Here is a 24446-nt window from a genome sequence, read left to right as displayed (position 1 = left end):
AACGCTCACCATAGAGTGAGCGTTCCATTATGTTTATTTTCGCATGTCTATGATAAGGCGTTACCATACAATTCCTTCCGGTATTTCTTCCGCTTTGATTTCTTCCCATTGTTCAGTATAGGAGCCTTTAGCCAGCACTTTCAGATAGGCTCCTCCCTTCAGTTCGGTACTCGTAGTAAAAGTCACGTCTTTCTTTTTGCCCTCGGCGTTATATCCCGTCAGCTTATATTTATATCTTCCGTCAGCAGGCTCCCCCGGTTTATTAATTTGGACGTATACATATTCTTTGCTGATGAGCGGGTTAAACCGATCTACGACATCCCTGGCCATAAAAATAAATAGTCCTCCAAGAATAACGATAATGAGTGCGACAATTGCCCCTTTTTTCATAGCTCTTCATCTCCTTAAATGATAGTTGCATTGTTCGGTAAATCTATGTCACTTTTATATTGCATTCTTGACGATCTTCCTGTAATAACCAATAGTTAACAGAGCAAAAATGAAATAAATCGAAGCATACACCCCCATTGCAATCGCTGAGGGTACGGCAATGCTGGAAACCACTAGTATAGATGCCGCCTTTACCGCAAATACAGAATGCAGAAGACCTATCAGGAGGGGGATCGCAAAGACGAACAGCTGTTTACGCACAATGCCTTTCATGATGTCCTTCACGTCAAATCCGAGCTGGCGCAGCGTCACATAGCTTCTCTTCTCCTGCTCCGCTTCCGTCATCTGTTTGAAGTACAGGATGCTGCCGGTGGAGATAAGAAAGACAAGTCCCAGAAATCCCGAAATAAAAATTAATAGTCCGAACGACTGGAGAGCAGCCTCGTATTCAGTATGATAATCGGGCATATACTCTCCTGATGGAATATATTTCGCATAGAGATCCGATGCCGCGGCACGCTCCTGCTTGTCCGGAATTTGGAACGTGTCGTAATGAACCGCTTCATAATCAGGCGAGTCCTCAAGCTTCTCCCTGATCAACTTGAAGGTTGACTCCGATATTACTAGCTGAATGCCATACACATTAAAATTCATGGCGAACTTAACGTTAAGGCCCGTAACCTGAAGCGTCTCTGAACTCCCGTTATGAGCGAATTCAGCTACCTTCGGGAATTTCAGATCATTTTCGTTGTTATTTACATCAAGCTTAGCCCGGCCATCGAAAAGAACGGCTTCCCCCTCTCCAGGCGCTTGAATATCTGCTCCGGCTACAGCCAGCTGTTCCGCAGGAATAAGGAGCATGCTTCGGAAACCTCCTGCTGATATATTGTCCGGATCGCGGATCGTTCCCATCACCCGAACAGCTTCAACCGGTTTTTGAGCGAACGTGATCCCCTGCTTCTTCAAGTCCTCGCTGAAAGAGCTTGAATCCAGCTCTTTATTTTCAAAGATAAAATCATAGGGCAGCAAGAGACGGGTATCGTTCGCAGCAGAAAAATAAAGCGAATAAGCCATCGCCACCATCGTAAGCGTCATCGCTGACAACACTGTAATTAATGTAAGGGAGTTGGCATTTGCTCTCATTCTGTGCATAAGCGGTGCGAGCGACAAACTGTTTAGCAGCCCAAGATGCCCGTTCTTGTTCTTCCGGAACTGATAGAATAGCCAGCTGAGCGTGACCCGGAACAGAAGATACGTACCGAGGATGGTCGAGAATAATACCAGCAGCATGTTAAGGATCAGCTGTTTGTTGGCCATATGTCCTGAAAGATAGTATCCGTATGCAATGAGCGCTCCACCGAGTAAAGCGAGGAACGCCGAAGCGATCGTTCCCGGCTTCTGGGGATGCTGCGCTTGCTTGTCGGCATTAAACAGTTCGAGCAAGGTGTTCTTATAGACCGTCTGCAGCATCTGGATGGAAGTCAACACAATCAGCGCAGCAAACACGATAGCCGTTTGAATTGCAGCCGGAATGGAGAACGTCAGCTCGATAAAACCGTCGAACCCTAGTAGCTTAATAAGAATAAGGAGGAAAAGGCGTGATACTAGCGCGCCGCTGAATATGCCGATCAGAAGCGCTCCTATGCCCAGAAGCACGTTTTCGATGATCAGAAAACGCGCCACTCCTCTCCTGGTCAAGCCGATCAATTGATATAGCCCGATTTCCTTGCTGCGACGTTTCAGAAAGATGCTGTTCGCATATATCGTGAACACAGCAACGATGATGAGCAGCAGAACTCCCGCCACTTGAAATGATGCAGCGAAATTAACATTATTGCTCGCTGTTTGAACAATGAATGAATCATGCTGCAATGCTGTAAAGACGAAATATAGACCCGTACTGAATATGAGTGCGAAAAAATAAAGGTAATAGTGTTTAATATTCTTTCGCATACTGCGGAGGACAAGCTCAAATAACGTCAACGTGGTCACCTCCTAGAACGGCCTGCACATCCATTATTTCTTTGAAAAAGGCCTGCCTTGTCTTGTCGCCGCGGTACAATTCGGAGTAGATCACCCCGTCCTTCAAGAAAATCACACGGCTGCAATAGCTGGATGCTACAGGATCATGCGTTACCATCACAATAGTCACACCGCGTTGCCGATTGAGATCCTCCATGGTTCCTAACAAGGAGGACGCCGATTTGGAATCGAGTGCACCGGTTGGTTCATCTGCAAATACCATGGACGGGCGATGAATAAGGGCACGCGCGGCAGCGGTCCGCTGTTTCTGGCCGCCTGATATTTCATGCGGGTATTTGTGCGCCAGATCTTTGATGCCAAGAATATCCGCAATGGCGTTGAACTCGTCTTCCGCCGCCTTTTTATTCATTTTCCCGAGGGACACGGGGAGAAGGATATTTTCCTTGACGGTCAATGTGTCAAGCAGATTATAATCCTGGAAGATGAATCCGAGCTTGTCACGGCGGAAAGCGGACAGTTCAGCATTCTTCATGCTGGAGATGTCTGTGTCCTCAATGAGAATTGTCCCTTCCGTCGGACGGTCGATCGTAGCCAGGACATTGAGCAGAGTTGTCTTTCCCGATCCGGATGGACCCATAATTCCGACAAATTCGCTCTCGACAACGCGGAGATCGATCCCTTTCAGAACTTGCTGCGAACTGCCTCTCGTACCATAGGTTTTACGGACATTCTGAGCACGCAGCATCGTTTTCTGCGAATTTATTTGACTCATAAATTACCTCCATCGTTAGCCATAGCGCTAATGTGCGCTGAAGTTCTCCTTATTTGGATCCGTACAGTGAGTGGTTCAGATCATTGGCACAGCTGAACTGTACAACTGTTATTCTAAGAGTTATATCAAGTATTGTCGCTTGATTTAGATGATAATCGGGAGGAGTAACGTTACATTATTGTCACGTTGCAGAGGGTAGGTTGTACTTGAGCCGGGAAGAAGCTGCCTGAATAATTATTGAGGCAGATGGGGATGGGGTGTTAAAGAGGGAGCAGCGAGCTTTGGCACGATAAAATCATACAAATAAGCGGCCAGGAAAGTCCTGACCGCTTGATAGGCTTGCTCTGATTTTTTCCATCCAGACTTACGGCCGCCATCATGCAGTGCAGCATTTTGCTCTAAGAGTGCCTCCACTCCCGGATATTGCTTTGCATTCTGCCAATACCGGGAATGTCTACGCCAGCGTCCCCGTGCGAATAGATTCGAATTTGTTGGGAGTGGTAAAGATCATTCGGATGGCTGTTCCTTTGGCTGGCTCGGACTGTACCTCCAGCTTAATCCCGATTTTGGCGGCAACCGTCTGGGCAAGATACAAGCCGAGTCCGGTCGCTGCATTCTGGATTCTTCCGTTTCCACCTGTGAACCCTTTGTCGAAGATGCGCGGCAGGTCATGCGCCGGAATGCCAGGCCCTTCGTCCTTAATCATCAGACTGACGTTTCCGCTCGGCAGCCTTTCCGACGTAATAACAATGGTCCCGCCCTCGGGACTATATTTCACTGCGTTGGTCAACAACTGCCGCAGAATGAACCGGCACCATTTGCGGTCGGTAACTACCTCAGCATCTTCCCCCTCAAATTCAACCGCTATGTTCTTCTCCACGCACCATGAGGCCAATTCACGGACTTCTTTTGCAGTGAGCCGCTGAACAGCTGTTTTTTCCAGCACATAATCCGACTCCAGGGAAGGCAGGCGCGTCATATACAGCTGCCGGTCAATAAGCAAGTAAATGCGCAGCCATTCCGCTTCGAGTTTCCTCATCACCGGTTCACTGCAATGGGCATCGATGGTCAGCTTCATCGCTGTAAGAGGCGCTTTAAGCTCGTGCACCAAGGAGGCCGTATATTCATTTTCAATAAAATGCGCCTTGTTGCATTCCGACAGCTTGTGTCTAAAGAAATGTTCCGCCGCCTGCAACACTTCGCTCGTCAGCTCATCCCTCAAATACTCGGGCACCGGCAAGGCTTCAAGCCAATCGTCATTCATATCTTTAACGGCTGCCGCAAGCGCTGCAGTGTATTTCGTCTCCTTCCTGTACCGCCAAATAAAGAAGGCTGCAAAGGAAATGAGGAACAAGGCATTCAAGTAAACAAGGGAACTGATTTGAATAGATATTCCTTTATCGAGTAAAATGAGCAAGTCAGTGAAGGCGAGCAGCATCAAGAACAATAGAATCCAGCTTTTCATACTGTTGACATAGCGTACAAACACTCCCTGTATGCGCCTCCTCTATAAAGTGATTGCCATATAGCCCATCCCTTTTTTCGTGACAATTGCTTCTTCCAATTGCAGAAAGGCCAACTTCTGGCGCAGCCTCGTTATATTTGCCGTCAACGTGTTGTCATTGACGAATTGCTCATCTTCCCATAGCTTCCGTATGAGCTCGTGCCTGGGGATAATCTCATTCTTCGCCTTGACGAGGACGGCAAGGATGTAAAATTCGTTCTTCGTCAATTCGACCTCTTGTCCATCTTTGCGGATTGCGCCGCGTTTCAGATCGATCAGCGCACCGTTCCATTCCATGATATCAGCCGCCTCTTCCCCGTAAGCGTATGTACGACGAAGAATGGCCTGAATTTTAGCCAACAGTACGTCCATGTTGAATGGTTTTTGAATGTAGTCATCCGCCCCCATATTCATGGCCATAACCATATCCATCGGATGATCCCTTGATGACAGGAAGAGAATCGGAACCTTCGAGATGGCGCGAATCTCCCGGCACCAATGGTAGCCGTCATACTGCGGAAGCTGAATATCCAGGATGACAAGGTGAGGCTGTTCATACAAAAAGGGTCCTAACACATCGTGAAATTGATCCGGCCTAGTGACACGAAGAGACCATTTCTCCAGCCTTTCTTTGAGCAAATCAAATATGCGGATATCGTCTTCAACAACGAAAATGGTCATATCCATTTCAATACCTTCTTCCTTTCCTGAACTGTACGTGCTGTTTAATAGGGTTGCATTCACTTCATAACCACCGTTTTAGACGGTAATTATGACTACAGAAAGGCTGCTCCCTTTTTATAGCGAACAGAGATTTACATATGCTTTTTTATAAAGTGAAGCAATGTCTGTCCTAATGCAGTTAAAATAACACCCTTCCCCTCACATTTTTGGCATTTTTCCTCTGAACCATTTACAATAATAATTTTCTTACCGTCGCAGTTTGGGCAAGAAAGTTCCAAATCATCTGTAGAAATAACATTTGACATAATATCCACCTTTTCACTTAGAATCTAGCAGGATGAGCGGTTTCAACATTCATCTTTATTTAGACGTTACCAAAAGTATATAACTTCATCAACTAACAGGAATATTGCTTTTAATGAATTCCCTCTTACTTATAACGTATTGACAACTACGACAACTTGTCGTATATTCTGTCTACGACAAGTTGTCGCAATAATGGTCAGAGGTGCGCGCCTGATGAAAAACCTGGGAAGATTGTCTGAAACAGAAATGGAGGTCATGGAGGTGATATGGGGGTTATCAACATCTGCAACAGTCAACCAGCTTTTAGATATTTTCAAAAGCAAGGATTGGAAGACCTCAACGCTATCGACTATCCTGAAACGGTTGATTGAAAAAGGGTACTTGAAGAAAACCATGAGAGGCAAGGTGAACTATTACGACCCCACTTTAACGTTGAGCGAGTATAAGAAGTACGAAACTCAATCTTTTCTTAGCCGCTTATACAATGGGAAAGTTAAAAATTTTATAGCCGCTCTGGTTGATGATGATGAGCTCAGTTCTGACGACATAGCGGAGTTAAAAGAGTGGTTCGCCCACAAGGATGGTAAAGAATGATCAGTTTTTTCCTATCCCTTCTGGTTGCCTCATTCGTTGGAACAATCGTATGGATTGTACAAAACACGATAAAGCCTGTTACACAAAAAGTATTTTCTCAGACATGGCATTACTATACCGGCTTAATCCCTGTATTCTTTCTGCTTGGCGGGTCAGAGATCATCAACAGACTGATCCTCTTAACCCGTTCAGTCTTGCCAGAATCAAGGGAATTTCCGGAGTCAACACCGATGGCAGAACATGTTGTACAGATTGCTCAAATAGAGCAAACGGTAGCAAGCGGCTCATTATTACATCTAAATCAGCTGTACGATGATCTGCTCCAGTTTGTTAACACAAAGGAATTTGTTCTATTAGCAACTATAATTTGGTCCGTTGGAGCCGCTATATTCATTGCTGCCAGCATGAGAAGTTATCTTGCGTTTAAACGGTTGATCTTACAAGAAAGCAGGGTAATTGACACGGTACAATGCCCTGTAAAGATAATAACAAGCGTTAATGCAACAACGCCAATGGTTATAGGTTTATGGAAGCCATTTATCGTACTGCCCGAAACTCAATTTGAGGAAAAACAGCTTGCCATGATATTATCCCACGAACTTATTCATGTTAAGCGCCAAGATCTGTTTGTGAAGCTGCTGGTGTTTGCGGCAAATGCGATTCACTGGTTTAATCCGGCAATCTATACGTTCAACAAGCAGATTTCTATGTATTGTGAGCTATCCTGCGATGAAAAGGTCGTTCAGAACATGGATATGGAAAGCCGGAAGAGTTACGGTGAAACGTTGTTATCCATGCTAGAATACGGTGTTGCGCAGAGAAATGTGGTCTTCACCAGCAGTCTTTGCAGTTCAAAAAAATATATGAAAAGGAGACTCATCCATCTCATGAATGGAAAGAAAATGAGAAAGCCGATTGCCGCGCTGTCCCTTGTTGCTGCTATTGTTTTGGTTGGTGGTGGCGGGGCTACCGCATATGCTGCCGGATCGGTTGTGCCGCCAAGGGCAGTATCACCCGATATTCCAACCGGTAAAGAACCTCAAGGCCGCGGTGTTTATGTTCAATATGAGGACGGAACGGTCTTATTCTACGGTAAGGATGGGAATGTAACAGAGGTGCCTGAAATGAGAAAAAGTTTATCGCCCCGGGAATATACAACAGAGGAGCTTATCGAGTATATAAAACAAGCGATCAAATATAATTCTCCTGTATCTCAAGTATATATCGATCAGCTCCAGCAACAATATTTGGATGAGATCAATGAGACTTACAGCTTGGAACTTAAAAAGACAAAAAATTATACCACAGAGGAGCTTGTAGCGCTGACGAAAAAAGGAATTGAGGAAGGCACAGGCGTACCGCAAGTCTATGTCGATGCACTCCCGCAAAAAGAATTGGATGCGATCAACAAGACTTATGGCTGGGAACTGGAAAAGTCAGAATAAAGAATTAGGGGTATCTAGGAGATGATGATGATCTTACAAACAAAATTGAAACTTTCGAAATTGAAACTTTCGACGATGTTCTGCTTACTTGTTGTCTTATTGATCGGAAATATGGTGTATGCAAATAATTCAGCTGACAATTTCTTTTGGTCGGATACTGCACCTACGCTTTCCTGCCGAGACGGCGGGATTAATGAAGGGGGAGTGGTCATCGATGGAAAGAAAGTAAAAGTAGAACTTCCCACTTGTGAAAAAGCAAAGAAAGACCGTGTTTTAGTTCTGGTAAATGGGCAATATCTGAATACTATATTCGGAAGCGGAGCGGATCCGTTTATCGAGAATGGCCGAACTATGATTCCTTTAAGGGCACTTGCAGATGCCTTCGGGTTTGAAGTCAAATGGGATCAAAATGAAGAAAAAATTACGTTAACAAAAGAAAACATGAACATCATTATGTATATCGGAAAATCGGAGATGTCGGTTGACGGCAAAACGGTAAATTTTGAAAAGGCAGTACCCATGATTAAGAACAGTGTGACATTCTTACCCGTTAGCCAACTTGCCGAAATACTCGGCGCAAAAGTCGAATGGGATTCAGCAACAAGAACAGCAACTTTTTCAGACAAAGAATAGTTTGAAATTAGTATTTTAAAAAAGCAAAAAGCCCCAAAAAGGGCTTCAGATTGTCGAGAAAGTCTCGACAGCCTGAGAACCCACCTGCAGGGTGGGTTCTTACTCTTTTCAAACATACATATTGAATATATCGATGATCTTATACAAACATCTATTATGACTTACAGTTCTTATATCGGTTTTATTCCATTCATTATGGTATAATTTGAGAGTACAATATACGGCTGTAAGGGTGGTCGGCTAATCTCCCAGAAGGGAGGTGATGCCCATGGAGGTTAAAGATGCGCTTTCCTTAATGTTCATGTTCGGCATGTTCATTCTGGCATTGCTCACCTACATGAAAAAGAAATAGACCGCCCTACCTAGGATAACGGTCTATTTCCGACCCATCTTATGTGGCCGACTGCTCTTTATGCAGTTATTGTACACCGGAGTCGTGTTCCAGCACGGCTCCTTACTTATTCTTACCTTATTATAGCTCATTTTATAACGCTTTTACAGGGGGATTTTTTGAGTGGATCTATGCTTTCTCCCCTTATCACCTGTCACCTGTCAGTCTTTCCTTAGTATCCGTTGCAGTTCCTTCCAGGCGCTTCACAAAAGTTTTTATCCAGTTTTCCGAGAGCTCCTCCACTTCAAGGATCTTCTTAATCCCTTCAGTATCATTCTTGTCCCTGTGCATGATGTGGTTAGCATAGGAAACAGTAATTCCTTTCGGATGGCAGCTCGTTCTAATTAGACTATCCGACTTCGATACAAGCCCTTCCTGAAGCACGCGAAAATAAAAGCCAGTATATCCGGTTTCCTGCACCTTCAGCGGCATGTCGGGCGCCCCATATCTTACAGACAATTTAAAGCATGGCTGCCTGGGCTGACTCACCTGCACAACCGCTTCCCCAAGCTGAAAAATATCGCCGATACAAACCTCCGTCTCCAACAACCCTTGCGTCGTTAAATTCTCTCCGAAGGCGCTATATTCCAGCTCCCGATCCAATGCCTTCTCCCAATATGGATAATGCTCATAGGGATACACGCAGACGGCCTTTTCCCTGCCCCCGTGGTGAACAAGATCTGCCTGACCATCTCCCTCGAAGTTCACTGAGGTCAAGAACAGTGGTTCATCGCTGGGGGTTTTGAATATGCCTGTAGAGACTTCTCTGTTGTTATACTGCACCCGTATGGGTTTACCTATATTGATGGATATGATCTTGCCATTTTCCATTAGTGATCACCTCGGTTTCTAGCTTTGGAATGATATAGCAATTGTCTCTATTATATACCAGGTTACTGAGTACGGTCGCTTGCCGAAGCTAAAAGAAGTTAAGTCCTCTTAATGATTCCACTTCATGGTCCATTACTTTATGAATATTGATTATTTGTTTTAGCTGATATACCCTCTCTTGGAGTTTAGGATTAGTTGGGTCACTTTCAAGCTGGGCAACTAAAGAGCAGAGCTGAGGTACTTCCCAGACGCTTCGTAAAGCGGTACTTATACAATAACCGTATCTAGCTAACCTCTCATCCCCTTCCTACCCCAATTCCCTCATTCCTTTAATATAGGAGTAGAACAAAGAATCTCGATAAGTTTCATATTGATCTGTAGGAATGATCCCAAGGCTCATATTTGCGCCAAACATTTACCGAGATCTTCTCCAATACCTGAGATACTCAAAAACTGCCAATCAATGAGCACCAGTTGAAAGTTTGAAGTTAAAATCATATTTTTTTGTCCTAAGTCTTGATGTGCTAACACACGTGGCAATTGGCTAAGAGAATCCAACTTTTCATTTATTTTTTCACTCAGATTCTTGAACCATACCCAAATATACTTTATCTCTTCATCTTATAACTTGAATATGTATGACTCTGGGTTAGGCGCATACATTCGACTTGAGGTTGTCCACGATTTAAGCCAATTTTTACAGACCCATATTTCTTCTGGTAATGCTTTTGCAGTAAGATACTCTGCGTTAAACATGCCAAGTCGATGAGCAATAAAATTGAATTGCTCCTTAGAATGAGCAAAATGTCCATTTACCCGCTCCATCCATTTAACCAGATAGTTCCATCATTCTGTTCTTCAACAAGATAAGTATTCGGAGCTTTGATATATTCAGAAAGATGATCAAGGAGGTTGGATTCAAACAAAAGCGCTTCCCGGCGCCAGTAATTGTGATGTTTGATATCATCCTTTTCTTCACTATCTGGCTTGATTACTTTTAGAATAATAGACCATGGTAGTTGTTCATTATTAGTTTCAAGGAAACCGTATAAATGATAAATACCTTTTGTAGTAGAATTTAGAGTTTCACTTTCTAAAGCATCACACGTGAAGGCATCTATCTCAAATCCATTCTCACCGATCATCTTATGAATACAAGCATAGAGTTGGTCTACTTTTTTCTCTATAGGTAAACTTGTGTTATTGTTTATTATCATTTTGAGAATCACCCCTCCCACTATAATTCTTCAGACAATATTCTGATCGTCATTTCTAAAAGAAAAATGCGTAATTGCTTTTGAAATCATCGTTAAATTATGCTTAAAGGAGTGTATGCGACTGGGTGGCTTCGCCACTTAGTCTTGCAGGGTTGTCTGCTGAGTCCGCTTCCCGAATTCTCAGCAGATCAAGGAGTGAAAGCGAGACGGCGTAGATACTGTGTTATATGATGGGGATGCCTTCGTTGATTTACTTAAATAAGTCATTTATTATCGTTTTTCAATATTGTTTTGATACATGTTTTTACATGTGTTATTATATAGTTAATAAAGACCAAGTGCGGCGAACACTTGGCCAGTACAATTGGCTTGGATAGGTATTCCCTTCTTAGTCAGTTAAGAACGAAAACCCACCTTCGGCTCGTAACCTTGGGGTGGGTTTTTACTTTCTCTTGTTGCTATTATTAATGTAAGTTAAAAGAGCAAGAATGAATGATCCAAATAGGAACATAATCGTTATTGCATCCTTAACTTCCATGGCTTCACCTCCTTTCGAAGGGAAACCATGCCCACCCAAGATTCAATTGTAGTTATATTTTACCTTTATTCATATATGCGTACAAGCGTTCTCACATTTCTTTTTATTTGTTTTACAGTCTTTATCCTGCATCCCTGTCATATAACGTCCCTGTATCTAGACGCGACCCGACCTTGGATAGCTCTTATCTTAAGGTCGGGTCGTGTGTTGTCTGAATACTCTTCAATTTCGTAATTTTAATGTTTTCAAGTCAATAATAAAATTTTGTTGTTTCAGAATATCTAATCTAAGTGGCCCTCTATGATCCTTAGGCAGTATGCCTACATCTATTTCTATATTTTCAATGCTTCTTGCACCTATTTCAATCCTGTCCATAATTTTGGTATAGAAAGGAATGCTTCCGTCAATTCGGTTATGCTTCACTCGTCCTCTGAATGTCACGGTAAGTGATGTCGTAATTAACCGTCCGTCATAGTTAATTTTCATTACTATTACGTCTCACTCTCATTAATGGATCCCGGCGAAGATGAATCACGAAGTCTTGATTTGAAGTATGGTATACTAAATTCCCTGGCTTTGCTTGGAAAAACTCTTTAGTAGCATTTCCTTCGGGTATTGAGCGAATCGGAGCAACTTCATCTACTATTTTTTTATTGCCTTCTTCATGATAATTAAGTATGGAAACCAGAACAAATTGGTCAGGGAACAGTTCTCTCACTTCTTGCCATTTCATCGTTCTACCTCCTACAAATTCGCCCTAATTCTTCTTTCAATCTTAATTTTATTACTTATAGTCGAGCGTTCTCAAAATACTTTTACTACTTCACCTTATTTCCGCCGATTTCATATAACATAACATTCACGAACTTCGTAAATTCACAAAATACGATTGAATCTACGGACCTTATTAATTGAAAGTTGCTCTAACTCTCTTATTTCTCAAAACATGATATAATTCCTTTAGATGAATATTAAGAACGGGGTGAATTTTATGCAGTGGCAAGAAGTACGTACGATCTTTCCTGATCAATATGTTCTGCTAGAAATTCTCGATTCTCATACTGAGGAAAACATACAATACGTTGACGAGGTTGCTATTGTTAAAGCCATTCAAAACCCAACTGAAGCAACAAAAGAATTGCTAAAATGCAAGGACAACAGCGTTGTTTACCACACAGGTCAAGAACAAATCACCATCGAGCTTAGAAAGCCTCCATTCTACAGGAGCCGATAACATGCATATTGAATATATCGATGATCTTCTACAAACATCTATTATGATTCGTTATAAAGGAGAATCTCTGACCATTGATCATTTAGTTATCGACACTGGAGCTGCCCATTCCTTAATTTCTTCAGATATCGCTGCGCAAATTGGAATTCACTTTGAAAATGGTGACAAACTTATACGCAGCTTTGGAATCGGAGGAGACGAATACTCTTTCCGCAAGCTGGTCGATCAAGTTCAACTTGGTGACTTCATTATGGACGATGTTTATATTGATTTTGGTGTTTTTCACGAGGATATCGATCAAATCAACGGTTTAATTGGGCTGGATATCCTGAAAAGCGGCAAGATGATTATTGATCTGCATCAGATGGAAATGTATCCGGCAAATAGTTAAAATTAAAATGAGGATTCAGCCCACGTCCCCATTTTAATTTGCTTAGGATCTTTCTTACCTTACAATTTCTTGAAGTTTGATCTCAAATAAATTCTCTGGCTCCACCTCATATTTTCCTATGCGCGAATGATCCCTTTTACAGCATTTTCAATCCAATGTTTCTCATCATCTGTTATTGGTAAAATGAATTCGTTTTTCCTTTTCTTGCAGATAACACATCTCCTTTTTCAGAAGAAAGGCTTCCTAGTCTGTTAAATACATCCAAATCAATCTTATATTTACTTGAGGCCTTCCCTTTTGTACCTGCAAGCCCTTCAATATAGCTCAGACAAAACTAAGCCATACTAAGCAATTGATCTTTTCCATCAAGATACATTTTGTATCTTGCCGATAATATCTCGACATTTGTTTTTCCCAAAAAATCTGTAGGAACTTTCGGAAAATTACCTCTATTACATTAATATTCGCTGTTAATGTTGATTCACCACTAAATCTAATAGGTCCCAAATCTATTATGTTATTTTTATTCGGTGATCTAACATCAGTCGAGCTCTAATTATCACAGAAATAGATTTATTTAAACCAAAAGTAATTTGAAATCCTTGAAGTAAACTCAAAGCGCTTTTAATAAAGTTATGACAATTCCAATTCCTACAGGGATAACTTCTATGCTCTTAGAGTATACAAAACCTGCTTCAAAAGTGATTGTGACGATGGAACCAGATCAAGGAGGTGAAACGTATGACGAAGTATTCGGATGAAGAGATCAGAGATATGCCTAAAATCACAATTAAAATAGCTGCGGATTATCTGGGTATATCTCCTAACATGCTGACACTCGGTATGCGCAACGACTTGTTGCCCATTGGTTTTGCGGTTCGTAACGAAGACCGTTACAGAGAAAGTTGGTCCTATACTATTGTACCGGAACGTCTCATTGCTTATAAACACGGAAAAATCAACGCTGTTCAGGTCGAGAATATCGAGAAAAATTTGAATACGATTATTAATCAATTCGAAGAAATGAAACGGGACCTGGTTTTTCTATTAAGCGAAAACGAGGGATAGGAGGAATCAAACAATTTTACGCTATTATCGCACCACAGACAGTGAATGATCCGCTGGAAGAAAGCACTGCGGTGGATACTGCTGATACGGAAGAGGAAAATCAAAAAGCCATGCAAATAGAACAGGATATCGTGTCTGAGCCAAAGGCTCGTATTTCAACTGTTGCAGAGAGCTTATCCGACGAAGGGAAGGAGGTGAACGCTGTGGAAGAGCCTTCAGAGATCACAATGACACGCAAGCAATTATACGATGAAATCTGGGAAATATCTGTCGCTGGAGTATCCAAAAAATATAATCTTCCTTATACTCATCTAATGAAACAGATTAAGGAAGCAGGCATTCCGATTCCTCCGTCTGGATACTGGACCAAGCTCAATTTCAATAAGCCTGTAACCAAACTTGAACTGCCAGAACCGGCGGATGAGAGGATTTTCATTTATAGAACCGTACCGGTCGCTCGTAAAAAGAAACATCAAGCGATTTCTGAAAAGGATTCCGGTAGAACTGATAGGAAAACAGTCGTTGACGAATCTTCACCCACGCTTGAATCTTCTGTGTTACCACCTAAGGAACAAACGCCGTCCGTTTTAGTACCAAAGAAAGAAGATGCCAGCGAAGCTACTCAAACGGTCGGACAACCTGAAACGTACGAGCAATATGGACAAACCTACAATATTTATGATAGAGAAACCTTGTATAAAGAAGTATGGATGGTGCCAGTAACCGAAGTAGCGAAAAGATATGGTGTCTCAGATGTTACGATCCGTAAGGTCTGTCAGTCCCTTGATATTCCGACGCCTCCGGTTGGATACTGGGCCAAGCTTCGTGCGGGTAAAACGGTTACCCCAATACCACTCCCGATGAGCAGCAAGCCCGCTAAGAAATCAGGCTTAAGAACCGGAACAGAGTATACACCTCAGATTGAAAAAGAAACGCTCGCATTTCTAAATGAGGAAGAGAGAACAGTCGTGCTTTCCATTGCAGCACAAATCAGGATACCTAACGAGAATGCGAAGATGCACCCGACAATCGTTGCTCATCGCAAAGCAGTCATGGAATGGAAGAAAAAACGTAAAGAACAAGAAGCAAGGGGCTTCAATCGGCGTGCCATGGATACTCCTTTCTTTCTTGCCGACAGGGTGTCTGAAGAAGCATTACCTCGGGTGTTACATATAATTGATGCGCTAATCAAAGCTATGGAGCCGTTAGAATGTTCACTTACCAGTGATCTTAAATTTATAGTCAACGGGGAAACTGTCTCTATTTCGGTTTCAGAAGCGCAAGACGAGATCAAGCATATTCCCACAAAAGAAGAAAATATACAGCTTCTGAAATATGAGGAAGACAAACGACGCAGTTCATGGGCATCAAAGCCAAAAATCAGAAAGTATGACCATGTTTACAATGGTCGAATCAGCTTTTCGGTGTATGCCGCGAAAAACTTTCGCGATTGCAAATCATATGTCATCGAAGACCGCCTTGGTGATATCATGATCGCGCTTTACGAAGCTTCCGATATTCTCCGGCAAGAGCGCGAGGCACGCGAGGAAGCTGAACGTAAACGCCAGGAAGAAGAGCGGCGAAAAGAGGAGCGAAGACATCGCTTTAATGCCGAAGTGGACCAGACGCTCACGTTGGAAAATCTTTCGGAGGACTACGATACCGCCTGCAAAATAAGGCGATATATTGCCGCAGTAGAAGCATCCGGAAACCTCGATCCTAAATCGATGAACTGGGTGGAATGGGCAAAAGCCAAGGCCGACTGGTATGACCCAACAATCGCGAGAGAAGACGAATTTTTCGGAAAACGCGATCATGAAAAGAACGCGGAACAGAAGAAGCTGGAGCGTAGCGGCTATAAGTGGTGGTGAAGGGCAGACGGAGCAAAGCAAGCGGACTATACCCTTTTCTCGGTTCGCTTGCCTTGTTTTTATCGAGATCGCTTTGTGTAAATGTCATTTATAAAATGAAACAATAATTTAAAATTAAGATCAGTGTATGTTGCATCTATTCTCTCGAGAATCAAATAATTTGAGAAGGCAGTTACCCATTTAGGACAGGTATTACTAATTTGAGGTGCGGTTATTCAAAATGAAATCTCTAATGATCAACTTCTACAAATTCTATCAAAGCAATAAAAATAGAAATGAAAGGAATGATTAAAATAGTTACTATTGTGGAAGAATATCTTGAGAATATATTGTTACCTAGGATCATTAGTTTCGGGGCAACAACTGAATCTGCCAGTATTGTAAAGAATGATATACATACAAGATTACTATCCATTATTAGTCAATGGAACGATGAAGAGTTTCGGAATACTATATTATTTACTGGTTTAGAGGAAGCATGCTTTTATGATTCTGAAGCGTCTTTAGATATTAAATGCTTAGTTGTCGTTGCAATACGGAATAGTTTACTGGAAGATATGAAAAGCACAATACGAGCTGCAAAAAAACTTGGGTTATCTAAACCAATTATTGATGACAATACAATAAAAATAATTACTCATGAGGCCATCCAATACTTTAATAAACACGACTTCAAATGTCTTTCATTTCAGCGCCCAAATAACAATGAGGATTCCAACCCCTATGTTAATTTGAAAGATAAATATCCCGTTGCTTGGGAAGCAATGAAACAACTCAGTCAATGCATAAATTATATTCAGTTTCCTTCTCTTGAAATCCCCAGTCAAAAACCATCAATATTAATAAACCCTGCTAATATCTCTGGAACTAAGACAGAGGTACAAAGTGGAATAGATCCTACAATCGACTCACTACTCCAACAAATCCTAAATCTTGTGATTGAAGGAAAGCAACCATTTTTCTTTTGTGATTGCTTCAAAATGATTAGTAGAAACCCCGATAAACTATTTAAAATTCTTAATCTTGTCTTGTCATCTAATGCCCCTGTGGTCACTATTAATTATTATATAAGCAATGGTTATGTTGCCCGAAGAACTAATTTACTTCGTCCTGCACATAATGAAAGCGATATAGTATTAAAACTTAGGAATCTGTCTGGTGTGAGGAAGACTCATGCTAATATATTGAAGATAATGAGAGACACTTATAATTGATAGTCAAATTACATTTAGCGTTCTAATATTCTTTGGTTTTAGGTAATTTTTCTTTTTAAAGAAAGAACCTTAGTTCCCCCTTTCACGCTCCGGCTTGTTCTATTCACGTTATTTTGAATGAATTCCCTTTTCGACTGATCCATCCGCAATCACTTGCTTAATGGTCAGAATCTTTGGATGTTCGTAACTCTAAAATTCCCTGGTTTATAACTTCAATGGCAAGAGCCTCTCAGGCTAAACAAATCTCAACAGAAAATTGAAACTATAATCGTTCACATACCTCGACAAGGGCTTTGGTATAATCAAATCCTTTCTTCCGACTGTCTTTTTTTGCTCATAAAGCAGAATATTAAGATATTACTTAATACCATAATTAAGAAAGTAATATTTGGGGGAATGGTTGTATTAAAGTCCTGAACCCCCCTTCATAATATACACTTTTCTAATTTCATGAGCAGGTACATACTGAAAACAATTGGCCCATTACCAAAAAAATTTCTCCATTGTATTCCTTAATTTCTGATAGACTCAAATTTTTTATCTTTATCAGCATTTACATAGTTTCATTCTGAGCTATTTTATGATTAGCATTTCACCTTAATTTCTTAACTATTCGTTCCCTTTTTATTGTATGTTTCAAAACAATCCTTGTAGTGCATATATAAGTTATCAAAAAGTAATCTATAAGAGCTGAGCTCCTCTTCATCTAACTTCATCCCACTTACAATTTTCTTATGAATTTCTCCAGCTGCCAATATACTTGCCAAACTGAATTTTTTATCAAAGAATATAAAATTATCATCTAAGTTTTTATTGTCTGTAGTAATATCTAAAGCTTCTATAAACTCATTTGCAAAAAAATCCATAAGCTGCTCTTTTGTTGCAATACCAGCTTGAATGCTCTCCATTACCTTTAACCTTTTACTAAGATCTATTGCCTTATTAGCATCAACTAGTCTTCCATCTATATTAACGCTACTGCCTGAAGGTACGAATTTTGCAGGTAAACTCCAGTTAATTTTTAAAACATCATCATGATCAGCATATTTAAACAGATTGGGAGAAGAAACCTGTTCTGAATTTAAATACTGCATAAGAAACAAATAGAATAACATTAAGTTCATCTCAACAGAGTTTTCGATAATTACAGGAGTAGAATCTTGACTAGGCAATAGAACGAAATCTTTAAGACCAGCTTTGTTTACATGAATAATCAAACCTTTATCTAAGATACAAATTATACTTATTTGATTCTCTAGTTCAATTTCCTTATTGCAATCAATTAGATTTCCTAGTATAGTTTCGATACTTGTATCAGAAGTAAAAGCGAATACAAATCCAGCTGTATTAGAATTAACGGGATAAATAGGATGCTTGGGAAGTTCACGCACACTTTTAATATTATTAACGCACTTTATCAATTCAGTTTTGTTTAATGAAGATTTGACTTCTATTGTAGCATACACACTTTCAATAGGAATCATTTGGGTAGTTTCCATATCTAACAATATAGGACTATTAAATGAATCATAAATAATACAATCTTGTTGTTTACTTTGAGTTCCTCTACTATCAATAATTGTTCCTCTTCCTAAAGAAAACTTTAAAGGAAAATAACCTTTTAAATATCTTATTAATAATTCTTCTCGGCTTGTTCCTCGCTCACCTTTATGCTTAATTTGTGAAGTAAGCTCTTCGAAATCGATCATCATTTTTTTGGCAGCAGTTTGTATTGCTCGTGTGATCATGTAATCCCACTCTTTCATGAATAAAATCATTTTATAAGAACTGTTCTTTTAATTCTTATAGACTATAATATTAAAAATAAAGCTTTATATAGTTCATTCAATTCGTATATAAATCGACTTAAAATGCATTTTTATAATTCAACTCTTTGAGGAAAGCTATTTACAAATTCTGCCGAATCTTCTTCAAACATTCCAATCACACTAAAACAAGTGCTAATCCTTTTCTAAGGAGAAGCAGTCTATCAATAATATGAAAGAAACCAAAAGAAATATGCTTTCTAAAACATCATATTCATAACCTCGTATGATACGTTGAAGTTCTTACTAATTTACATTTCAACTATAAATCAATATTTCATAAAATTGAAATGAACTTGCTCCAATCTATCAATTTTATAAAAATCATTCATGGTGTTTCTATCTAGTTTTAAATTATCAAGATATTGTCTAATATCTCCATCTTTGAAATTATAATAGTTGAAATCTATGAAATCATCATACCTTTTCTTAACTTCTCCGGTTGGATCTAAAGTTATTACATCGATGGATTTAAGATGTGGAGATTCTAATAGAGATGATTTAAACATGTATTTCATGTATGAGTCGGACAATGGTAAAGAATAGCCTAGAATTCTAATATGATTTGCTTCTTTTAATTGTGTTTGAGCCGCTTGCCACGTAGTTATTAACTGATTACTAGCATTTTTATTCCAGGTCGGAGGAACAATGTTCCCTAATTCAATACAGCCATGTAATTTTGATAAACGGATTGAGTTCGGAATATCCTTGAGATTTTTATTGAACCTAATATCATTGAGATTATCGTAGTTCTCATTCAGATGATTCAAAGCATTTTCCAATACCAAATCATAATTTAGAGACACGACTGAATATTGAGTAGCAGGTTTTTCAATTGGCTTAAAAGAAAAACTGTTGTCATTAGTGTTTCTTTGAATACTCAAATTGAATAGCTCTGCCACAAAATTACCATAGCAATATGTTGAACCTCTTCCAAAAATAAAATCAATCCAATTTCCAGGCAAATTATTTTCCTCTGTAGGTATAGGGGTATATTCCTCGATAACATCTTTTAAAAAAGCTACAAATTTTCCGGAATTATTTTCACCGATCAAATAGTCGTTCATTTCTAAAACTGAAAGAATCTCCTCAATGTTGTAAAGATCGGTCTTAAAATAATTTTTTAAAATCGACATCTTATTTAGTAAATCAAAAATTTCTTGAAAATGAGAGTATTTGCTTGGATTTTTAAAATAAATGTCCTTCGCCTTCATTATGAAATTAGACATTACGGGTATTCCTAGAGGGGCTGAAAATCCAGCACCTAATATGTACACGACTTTTTCCATAACAGTACCTCCCAATGAATTAAACCGCCAAATGAAGCATTTTATAAAGAACCCTCATAATATCCTCTCAGTTCCCTTTCTTCTTCATACCTCATTTCAGCATAGATTTCAGCCATCATATCCTGGTATTCATCAACAGTTATCTCATATCTTGCACTATCAAAATAATCAGAAAAATTCTCTATGGACTTTATCAAAAACTCAACACTTAACTCATATCCTAATTGTAATTTCTTGAGAAGTTCACGGCTCTCTTCTTCTGAAAAATTAACTTCATAGTGCATTAATTGATTCCTAATTCCATTTAGATAATAAAGTATTAATTCAAGATCCTCAGAAATTATATATTTACAAAGGTATTTTAGCCTATCAATGCTCTCCATAAGAGTAACTGTTTTCAAATTGGGATTGACTTCGAAGACATTATCTTTATTTTCTTTTAAAACTTTTTTCTTTGCAGAAATGAATTTATCTATATCAGAGAAAATTAAATACTCTTCTTTTTTCTTAAGAATATGTTTAAAGAGAATTTCGATACCATGACTAAATGAAAGAACTGCATCTTTTAGATTATGTTCAAGACCTTGTTCTAACTCAGGAATTTTATTCATTGTCATATATGCCGATTTTAAAGAATCAATTCCATTTGTTAAAAGATCAATCTTAATCAAAATATCAACTCCATTCTTAATAAAATATTCTTTATCTTATCTCAATGATTCCACTATCTAAATAATGATCAATTTTACGAAGTGTACCTCCTGCATCTTTAAAATACCTTGATTTTTACTTTATTGTTTTCCATTATGTAAATCGCGGAATGATGGCCTAAAGGCAAGTCAGTATACTCAGACTCTTTAATGATAATTACAGTCTTATCTGTTCTTTTCATTTATTAATCACCTCATCAACTGTTAAGTAAAATATCTTCTAAATTATTAACCGAATAATTTAATTTGTATGTTTTATTACTTCTTGTTTTATCTTAGTAAAGTTATGTACTAATTCAGTAAAAATTGATCTTTTCGTTCAAGACGATTTTCTATTGTCTTTTGCGTTAACAAAATTATTTCATTTATTAATTATCTGGAGCTTTAACTCTCTCCTCTCCAGCATCTTCAGTGACGCTCTTTATAATGTTGCTGGTAAACCTGAAATTTCTTTTAGATCTTCATGTTCCCTTAACGACTTATATATGAATGCGGTTCGTAGATCTTTATTCTTACATTTATTAAAGTCTTCCCTACTCATAAGAACTTTTTTAATTTTTGCTAATTGCTGCTCTACCAAATTGTGTCGTTATCATAGGCTCTCGTTTTCGACTCTTCAATTTCTTCTTCATATTTTTCCATCATTTCTTTCAAGAAAATCTAGTTTATCATCAAGTGATTAAATATGAGTTATACCAACGATACGAATTACTTACTCCCTTGGTAAAAAAAGAAAAGCTGAATTGATTGCACTTTACCAATTTATTTTGCTAAGTCATTGATTTTTTCGTTTAAAACTGTAATTTCGATTTGAATTACTTTAAGAATATAACTTCGAAGTATATCGGAATTTTCAATAATTGAATCTTCAATATCATATTTCTCCAATTTGAACACTTCCATAAATACTATTGATACTTTAAGCTCATCGATTAATTGAACAAACTGATGATAATTTTCAGAACTAACCAGGACTTTCACCATTAAGAGATGCACTATATACAGAAATTCCCTTTCCACTAAGCTCTTCAAAAATCTGATTAAAACTCAATTCTATCACTAGTATCGCCTCATTTCTTTCTCAAAGAACCATCTTATCATTTCCTATAGCAAACTTAACCATTCCTTTATTTCTTTCGCCACTCTATATGCCTTTTTATTTAGTTTATTATCTTTCAAATATTTCTCACCTTTTTCAGTCAATACCGAATTAAAATAGTAGATTGTGTCGTCAGCATAAAAAGGCTTAGTTAAATAGCCTGCCTGTACCAAATAACCAACTTGATCTTCAAACTCTTTCCAGTTGAACCCTAGATCCAATTGCATAAGTTTTTCTTCGTCAATATTATTAAATAACTCTCCACTTTCCGTTTCCTTTAGGATGACAAATCTAATCTTTTCTTTATTCATAATTATTACCTCCTAAATGGAATAACCATTTAATTTATTTTGTATATTAATCAGCAATGGACCTCTGGGTAGTGTGGCCTGAGAGAGCTATACATTTATTATATCGCTCTAAGTATTGATCTCTCGCTTCTTTAGAATAACGAATATTGTCTTCCATCTAAAGTATTGACATTTCCATTTTTGCATAACATTTAGTTCAAGTCGATCTTCACGAGTTACACTGAAAGTTTTAGACGGATCACTTAAAGAGTTAGCAAGGTTTTCTGTGCTAGAAAAAACGTATTCTATCTCTCCTTTCCTTCAGGGTTCAGTTTGTTCCAAATGTTCTTTCGTTCATTATCAGATAATCTATTTGCATAATTGTATTTAAACATAATCTCACCTCTTCTTTTTTATGAAACAGTCATTTTACTAGTTTGATTCACTGATAAACTGCAAGAATCCTTTACCCATCTGTGAAGTTCTAGAAGCTATTACTCCGCTTCCAGTCATTGTCGTATTCAGAATTCCAGCATCTGAGTTGAGCAGCCCTCTTTGGTATAAGTCATTCATAATTTGCTTTGTAAATTCCTTTCGTTTCTCCAATTCAGGATAATAACGTTAAAGAGCGTCATTAGCTCCTCCCATTAAGAAGTCATAGGATAGTCCTTTAGAAATTAATTTTTCTTTTGGTTCATCAAAAAATACTAGCATTCGAAGATGCCATTCATTAAAACTATCTATAAAAGAGAAAAACATTTGCACTTGGCTATCATCTAGACTTTGCTCAGTCGCTACGGAAGTAATTGCATTTAACAAAGCCATTAGCTTATCTATTTGATGTGTTCTCATTGCTATTTGTGTTACCTATAGAACACTGCTAAGAAAAAGTTCATTAGTAACTAACGACTCAACGTCAACTGATTTATTTTCTAGTTGTTGTAACCGCTCATCAATCATCACAAGAATATTCTCTTTTCTTTTTTCAGCAGGTTGAGTTACTAATAATGAAAATGCTTCAGACAAATAATCCCCAACACCTGGAATCATTGAAATTGTATTTTTAACTGCTGTATGTAATAAATCACCTTTGGTAGTCTTTAGTTCATTTTGAATATCCATCTATGCAACGCTCCTTTTCTTTATGAAATAGTTAAACCATAAACATTTTTAATACAACTCAAATCATAAACAACCATTTCATCAAAGCTATGAATTTTATGTTTTTTTGCCTCTATCAACGTATAAACTCATCAGTTTTAACAAGCCAATGCTTAATTCTAAAATATCATGTCCGCTTTCTTAAGTAACATACTCAACACTCACTATCCCATGGATCTCCTATCTCTGCGGGGATACTGGCGATATTCCTTTACACTATTATTTTCATGTTATTTCCTATAACAATGTTTATGAGGTCTTAACGACTAAACGCTTTAGGAGCCGCAGCGATTCGATTAGTCGGTGCAAATGTATTCGCTGAAATTGCTCTTGTCAATTGCTTTTCGTGGACCAGGGGCTGTCAGGTCAAAGCTAAAAATAGTGTTCTAGGATGTCTGTTCTTTCTCTCAAATTCAACTTATCAGTTCTGATTTAGTCTAAGTTTTCTAGCAGCTTCTAGTTTTTAAAAGCTCACTTTTTTCTTTAGCTAAACCATCTTCAGGTAACCGGGGAAGATAATAATAGAGAATCAGAATCTACAAACCCTCTTTCATCGAAATAGTCAAAATCTACTATAAGCCCTTCTTACTATAAAGTTAGAGTAATACGAGGAAAATAATCCCTTTTCCCTCCAACAAAAAACTCCTACTGTGATATTATCAGCAGAAGCCTCTATAACTACTTAATCCAAACCTAGGATATCCCAAACTCCCAGTTCATCCCTAACCCCTTTCTATTCCCCACAAAACACCTCCACCATCACCAAAGCCCCCATCCTGAATCCCTCTACAAAAGAAGCACTTGTAACCATGGAACTAGAGTCACTCGTCAAATCCAAAATCTGCTCAAGTGCAGCGAAATCACTCTCCGAAAGTCTTTCCCTTGCTTCCTCCATCAATTTAGAAATCTTTTTGTTGAGAGGACGATATTCAGGATCAGTTGGGACAATACGCTCTTCGGGATGGAGCTTGCCATAGTAAAGTTCCTCTATAATACTCTTCATTC

The 24446-nt window shown here is 38.9% G+C and carries 28 protein-coding genes; 9 read left to right on the top strand and 19 right to left on the bottom strand.

What is annotated here, in order from left to right; all coding sequences use genetic code 11:
• Positions 1 to 60: 60 nt before the first annotated feature.
• The 6 genes from ABD014_RS09205 to ABD014_RS09180 form a co-directional block, all read right to left on the bottom strand.
• On the bottom strand, positions 61 to 390 hold the full coding sequence (locus ABD014_RS09205) for a YxeA family protein (protein WP_343860172.1): 330 nt from the start codon (positions 388 to 390) through the stop codon (positions 61 to 63).
• Between the two features lie 54 nt (positions 391 to 444).
• Positions 445 to 2373: an FtsX-like permease family protein gene (locus ABD014_RS09200; RefSeq protein WP_343860170.1), complete on the bottom strand. Its 1929-nt coding sequence runs from the start codon at positions 2371 to 2373 to the stop codon at positions 445 to 447.
• On the bottom strand, positions 2360 to 3145 hold the full coding sequence (locus ABD014_RS09195) for an ABC transporter ATP-binding protein (protein WP_343860168.1): 786 nt from the start codon (positions 3143 to 3145) through the stop codon (positions 2360 to 2362). Before ABD014_RS09195 ends, ABD014_RS09200 begins: the two co-directional genes overlap by 14 nt.
• A 454-nt stretch (positions 3146 to 3599) precedes the next feature.
• The gene (locus ABD014_RS09190) at positions 3600 to 4634 is read right to left on the bottom strand and encodes a sensor histidine kinase (protein WP_343860166.1); all 1035 of its coding nucleotides are present in this window, start codon (positions 4632 to 4634) and stop codon (positions 3600 to 3602) included.
• A gap of 18 nt (positions 4635 to 4652) precedes the next feature.
• Positions 4653 to 5336 carry a response regulator gene (locus tag ABD014_RS09185; RefSeq protein ID WP_343860164.1) on the bottom strand — a complete coding sequence of 228 codons (684 nt, stop codon included), beginning with the start codon at positions 5334 to 5336 and terminating at the stop codon, positions 4653 to 4655.
• A 128-nt stretch (positions 5337 to 5464) separates the two neighbouring features.
• Positions 5465 to 5638 (bottom strand): tryptophan RNA-binding attenuation protein, encoded by a 174-nt coding sequence (locus ABD014_RS09180; protein WP_343860162.1) that lies wholly within the window; start codon positions 5636 to 5638, stop codon positions 5465 to 5467.
• A gap of 214 nt (positions 5639 to 5852) precedes the next feature.
• Here ABD014_RS09180 and ABD014_RS09175 point away from each other — a divergent pair, with 214 nt between their 5' ends.
• The 4 genes from ABD014_RS09175 (at position 5853) to ABD014_RS09160 (ending at position 8663) form a co-directional block, all read left to right on the top strand.
• On the top strand, positions 5853 to 6233 hold the full coding sequence (locus tag ABD014_RS09175; protein WP_343860160.1) for a BlaI/MecI/CopY family transcriptional regulator: 381 nt from the start codon (positions 5853 to 5855) through the stop codon (positions 6231 to 6233).
• The gene (locus tag ABD014_RS09170) at positions 6230 to 7678 is read left to right on the top strand and encodes a M56 family metallopeptidase (RefSeq protein ID WP_343860158.1); all 1449 of its coding nucleotides are present in this window, start codon (positions 6230 to 6232) and stop codon (positions 7676 to 7678) included. Before ABD014_RS09175 ends, ABD014_RS09170 begins: the two co-directional genes overlap by 4 nt.
• A 21-nt stretch (positions 7679 to 7699) precedes the next feature.
• Positions 7700 to 8311 carry a stalk domain-containing protein gene (locus ABD014_RS09165; protein ID WP_343860156.1) on the top strand — a complete coding sequence of 204 codons (612 nt, stop codon included), beginning with the start codon at positions 7700 to 7702 and terminating at the stop codon, positions 8309 to 8311.
• 268 nt (positions 8312 to 8579) lie between these two features.
• The gene (locus ABD014_RS09160) at positions 8580 to 8663 is read left to right on the top strand and encodes a putative holin-like toxin (protein WP_220687457.1); all 84 of its coding nucleotides are present in this window, start codon (positions 8580 to 8582) and stop codon (positions 8661 to 8663) included.
• 186 nt (positions 8664 to 8849) lie between these two features.
• Here the strand turns inward: ABD014_RS09160 and ABD014_RS09155 are convergent, their stop codons facing one another.
• From ABD014_RS09155 to ABD014_RS09135, 6 genes are all read right to left on the bottom strand, one after another.
• Entirely contained in the window at positions 8850 to 9533 is a 684-nt protein-coding gene (locus ABD014_RS09155; protein ID WP_343860154.1) for an MOSC domain-containing protein, read from the bottom strand.
• A gap of 396 nt (positions 9534 to 9929) precedes the next feature.
• The gene (locus ABD014_RS24840; protein ID WP_449290192.1) at positions 9930 to 10091 is read right to left on the bottom strand and encodes a phosphotransferase; all 162 of its coding nucleotides are present in this window, start codon (positions 10089 to 10091) and stop codon (positions 9930 to 9932) included.
• A gap of 254 nt (positions 10092 to 10345) precedes the next feature.
• Positions 10346 to 10750: a hypothetical protein gene (locus tag ABD014_RS09150; protein WP_343860152.1), complete on the bottom strand. Its 405-nt coding sequence runs from the start codon at positions 10748 to 10750 to the stop codon at positions 10346 to 10348.
• 442 nt (positions 10751 to 11192) lie between these two features.
• On the bottom strand, positions 11193 to 11288 hold the full coding sequence (gene comI / locus ABD014_RS09145; protein ID WP_343860150.1) for a competence inhibitor ComI: 96 nt from the start codon (positions 11286 to 11288) through the stop codon (positions 11193 to 11195).
• 222 nt (positions 11289 to 11510) lie between these two features.
• Positions 11511 to 11774 (bottom strand): hypothetical protein, encoded by a 264-nt coding sequence (locus ABD014_RS09140; RefSeq protein WP_343860148.1) that lies wholly within the window; start codon positions 11772 to 11774, stop codon positions 11511 to 11513.
• Positions 11764 to 12021, bottom strand: a complete 258-nt coding sequence (locus ABD014_RS09135) for a hypothetical protein (RefSeq protein ID WP_343860146.1) — start codon at positions 12019 to 12021, stop codon at positions 11764 to 11766. Before ABD014_RS09135 ends, ABD014_RS09140 begins: the two co-directional genes overlap by 11 nt.
• A 258-nt stretch (positions 12022 to 12279) precedes the next feature.
• Here ABD014_RS09135 and ABD014_RS09130 point away from each other — a divergent pair, with 258 nt between their 5' ends.
• The 5 genes from ABD014_RS09130 to ABD014_RS09110 all read left to right on the top strand — a co-directional run bounded on the left by ABD014_RS09130 (position 12280) and on the right by ABD014_RS09110 (position 17066).
• Complete coding sequence (locus tag ABD014_RS09130; protein ID WP_343860144.1) at positions 12280 to 12522, top strand: hypothetical protein; 243 nt, start codon at positions 12280 to 12282, stop codon at positions 12520 to 12522.
• A 1-nt stretch (position 12523) separates the two neighbouring features.
• Positions 12524 to 12913 (top strand): retropepsin-like aspartic protease, encoded by a 390-nt coding sequence (locus tag ABD014_RS09125; RefSeq protein ID WP_343860142.1) that lies wholly within the window; start codon positions 12524 to 12526, stop codon positions 12911 to 12913.
• Positions 12914 to 13654: 741 nt separating this feature from the next.
• A complete protein-coding gene (locus ABD014_RS09120) occupies positions 13655 to 13981 on the top strand; it encodes a hypothetical protein (protein WP_343860140.1) in 327 nt (108 codons plus the stop codon).
• 71 nt (positions 13982 to 14052) lie between these two features.
• The gene (locus ABD014_RS09115; RefSeq protein WP_343860138.1) at positions 14053 to 15852 is read left to right on the top strand and encodes a hypothetical protein; all 1800 of its coding nucleotides are present in this window, start codon (positions 14053 to 14055) and stop codon (positions 15850 to 15852) included.
• Between the two features lie 275 nt (positions 15853 to 16127).
• The gene (locus ABD014_RS09110) at positions 16128 to 17066 is read left to right on the top strand and encodes a hypothetical protein (RefSeq protein WP_343860136.1); all 939 of its coding nucleotides are present in this window, start codon (positions 16128 to 16130) and stop codon (positions 17064 to 17066) included.
• Between the two features lie 605 nt (positions 17067 to 17671).
• Here ABD014_RS09110 and ABD014_RS09105 read toward each other — a convergent pair.
• The 7 genes from ABD014_RS09105 to ABD014_RS09075 form a co-directional block, all read right to left on the bottom strand.
• Positions 17672 to 18814, bottom strand: coding sequence for a DUF6602 domain-containing protein (locus ABD014_RS09105; protein ID WP_343860134.1), 1143 nt, complete (start codon positions 18812 to 18814; stop codon positions 17672 to 17674).
• A gap of 347 nt (positions 18815 to 19161) precedes the next feature.
• Positions 19162 to 20181, bottom strand: a complete 1020-nt coding sequence (locus tag ABD014_RS09100) for an SIR2 family protein (RefSeq protein WP_343860132.1) — start codon at positions 20179 to 20181, stop codon at positions 19162 to 19164.
• Between the two features lie 41 nt (positions 20182 to 20222).
• The gene (locus tag ABD014_RS09095; protein ID WP_343860130.1) at positions 20223 to 20852 is read right to left on the bottom strand and encodes a hypothetical protein; all 630 of its coding nucleotides are present in this window, start codon (positions 20850 to 20852) and stop codon (positions 20223 to 20225) included.
• A gap of 1143 nt (positions 20853 to 21995) precedes the next feature.
• Entirely contained in the window at positions 21996 to 22301 is a 306-nt protein-coding gene (locus tag ABD014_RS09090; protein WP_343860128.1) for a YjcQ family protein, read from the bottom strand.
• A 600-nt stretch (positions 22302 to 22901) separates the two neighbouring features.
• Positions 22902 to 23132, bottom strand: coding sequence for a hypothetical protein (locus tag ABD014_RS09085; RefSeq protein ID WP_343860126.1), 231 nt, complete (start codon positions 23130 to 23132; stop codon positions 22902 to 22904).
• Positions 23133 to 23147: 15 nt separating this feature from the next.
• A complete protein-coding gene (locus tag ABD014_RS09080) occupies positions 23148 to 23402 on the bottom strand; it encodes a hypothetical protein (protein ID WP_343860124.1) in 255 nt (84 codons plus the stop codon).
• A 772-nt stretch (positions 23403 to 24174) separates the two neighbouring features.
• A complete protein-coding gene (locus tag ABD014_RS09075) occupies positions 24175 to 24444 on the bottom strand; it encodes a DUF6809 family protein (RefSeq protein ID WP_343860122.1) in 270 nt (89 codons plus the stop codon).
• Between the last annotated feature and the right edge of the window lie 2 nt (positions 24445 to 24446).

Origin of the sequence: Paenibacillus motobuensis (assembly GCF_039521865.1) — a bacterium.
GTDB lineage: Bacteria > Bacillota > Bacilli > Paenibacillales > Paenibacillaceae > Fontibacillus > Fontibacillus motobuensis.
The sequence above is the reverse complement of the archived record's forward strand: the minus strand, read 5'-3'. Positions and strand labels throughout refer to the sequence as shown.

Coding starts and splice junctions, on each gene's coding strand:
- ABD014_RS09205 (WP_343860172.1), bottom strand. CDS start 390: ATGAAAAAAGGGGCAATTGTCGCACTCATTATCGTTATTCTTGGAGGA.
- ABD014_RS09195 (WP_343860168.1), bottom strand. CDS start 3,145: ATGAGTCAAATAAATTCGCAGAAAACGATGCTGCGTGCTCAGAATGTC.
- ABD014_RS09185 (WP_343860164.1), bottom strand. CDS start 5,336: ATGGATATGACCATTTTCGTTGTTGAAGACGATATCCGCATATTTGAT.
- ABD014_RS09180 (WP_343860162.1), bottom strand. CDS start 5,638: ATGTCAAATGTTATTTCTACAGATGATTTGGAACTTTCTTGCCCAAAC.
- ABD014_RS09175 (WP_343860160.1), top strand. CDS start 5,853: ATGAAAAACCTGGGAAGATTGTCTGAAACAGAAATGGAGGTCATGGAG.
- ABD014_RS09170 (WP_343860158.1), top strand. CDS start 6,230: ATGATCAGTTTTTTCCTATCCCTTCTGGTTGCCTCATTCGTTGGAACA.
- ABD014_RS09165 (WP_343860156.1), top strand. CDS start 7,700: ATGATGATGATCTTACAAACAAAATTGAAACTTTCGAAATTGAAACTT.
- ABD014_RS09160 (WP_220687457.1), top strand. CDS start 8,580: ATGGAGGTTAAAGATGCGCTTTCCTTAATGTTCATGTTCGGCATGTTC.
- ABD014_RS09155 (WP_343860154.1), bottom strand. CDS start 9,533: ATGGAAAATGGCAAGATCATATCCATCAATATAGGTAAACCCATACGG.
- ABD014_RS09150 (WP_343860152.1), bottom strand. CDS start 10,750: ATGATAATAAACAATAACACAAGTTTACCTATAGAGAAAAAAGTAGAC.
- comI (WP_343860150.1), bottom strand. CDS start 11,288: ATGGAAGTTAAGGATGCAATAACGATTATGTTCCTATTTGGATCATTC.
- ABD014_RS09140 (WP_343860148.1), bottom strand. CDS start 11,774: ATGAAAATTAACTATGACGGACGGTTAATTACGACATCACTTACCGTG.
- ABD014_RS09135 (WP_343860146.1), bottom strand. CDS start 12,021: ATGAAATGGCAAGAAGTGAGAGAACTGTTCCCTGACCAATTTGTTCTG.
- ABD014_RS09130 (WP_343860144.1), top strand. CDS start 12,280: ATGCAGTGGCAAGAAGTACGTACGATCTTTCCTGATCAATATGTTCTG.
- ABD014_RS09125 (WP_343860142.1), top strand. CDS start 12,524: ATGCATATTGAATATATCGATGATCTTCTACAAACATCTATTATGATT.
- ABD014_RS09120 (WP_343860140.1), top strand. CDS start 13,655: ATGACGAAGTATTCGGATGAAGAGATCAGAGATATGCCTAAAATCACA.
- ABD014_RS09110 (WP_343860136.1), top strand. CDS start 16,128: ATGAAAGGAATGATTAAAATAGTTACTATTGTGGAAGAATATCTTGAG.
- ABD014_RS09105 (WP_343860134.1), bottom strand. CDS start 18,814: ATGATCACACGAGCAATACAAACTGCTGCCAAAAAAATGATGATCGAT.
- ABD014_RS09100 (WP_343860132.1), bottom strand. CDS start 20,181: ATGGAAAAAGTCGTGTACATATTAGGTGCTGGATTTTCAGCCCCTCTA.
- ABD014_RS09090 (WP_343860128.1), bottom strand. CDS start 22,301: ATGAATAAAGAAAAGATTAGATTTGTCATCCTAAAGGAAACGGAAAGT.
- ABD014_RS09085 (WP_343860126.1), bottom strand. CDS start 23,132: ATGAGAACACATCAAATAGATAAGCTAATGGCTTTGTTAAATGCAATT.
- ABD014_RS09080 (WP_343860124.1), bottom strand. CDS start 23,402: ATGGATATTCAAAATGAACTAAAGACTACCAAAGGTGATTTATTACAT.
- ABD014_RS09075 (WP_343860122.1), bottom strand. CDS start 24,444: ATGAAGAGTATTATAGAGGAACTTTACTATGGCAAGCTCCATCCCGAA.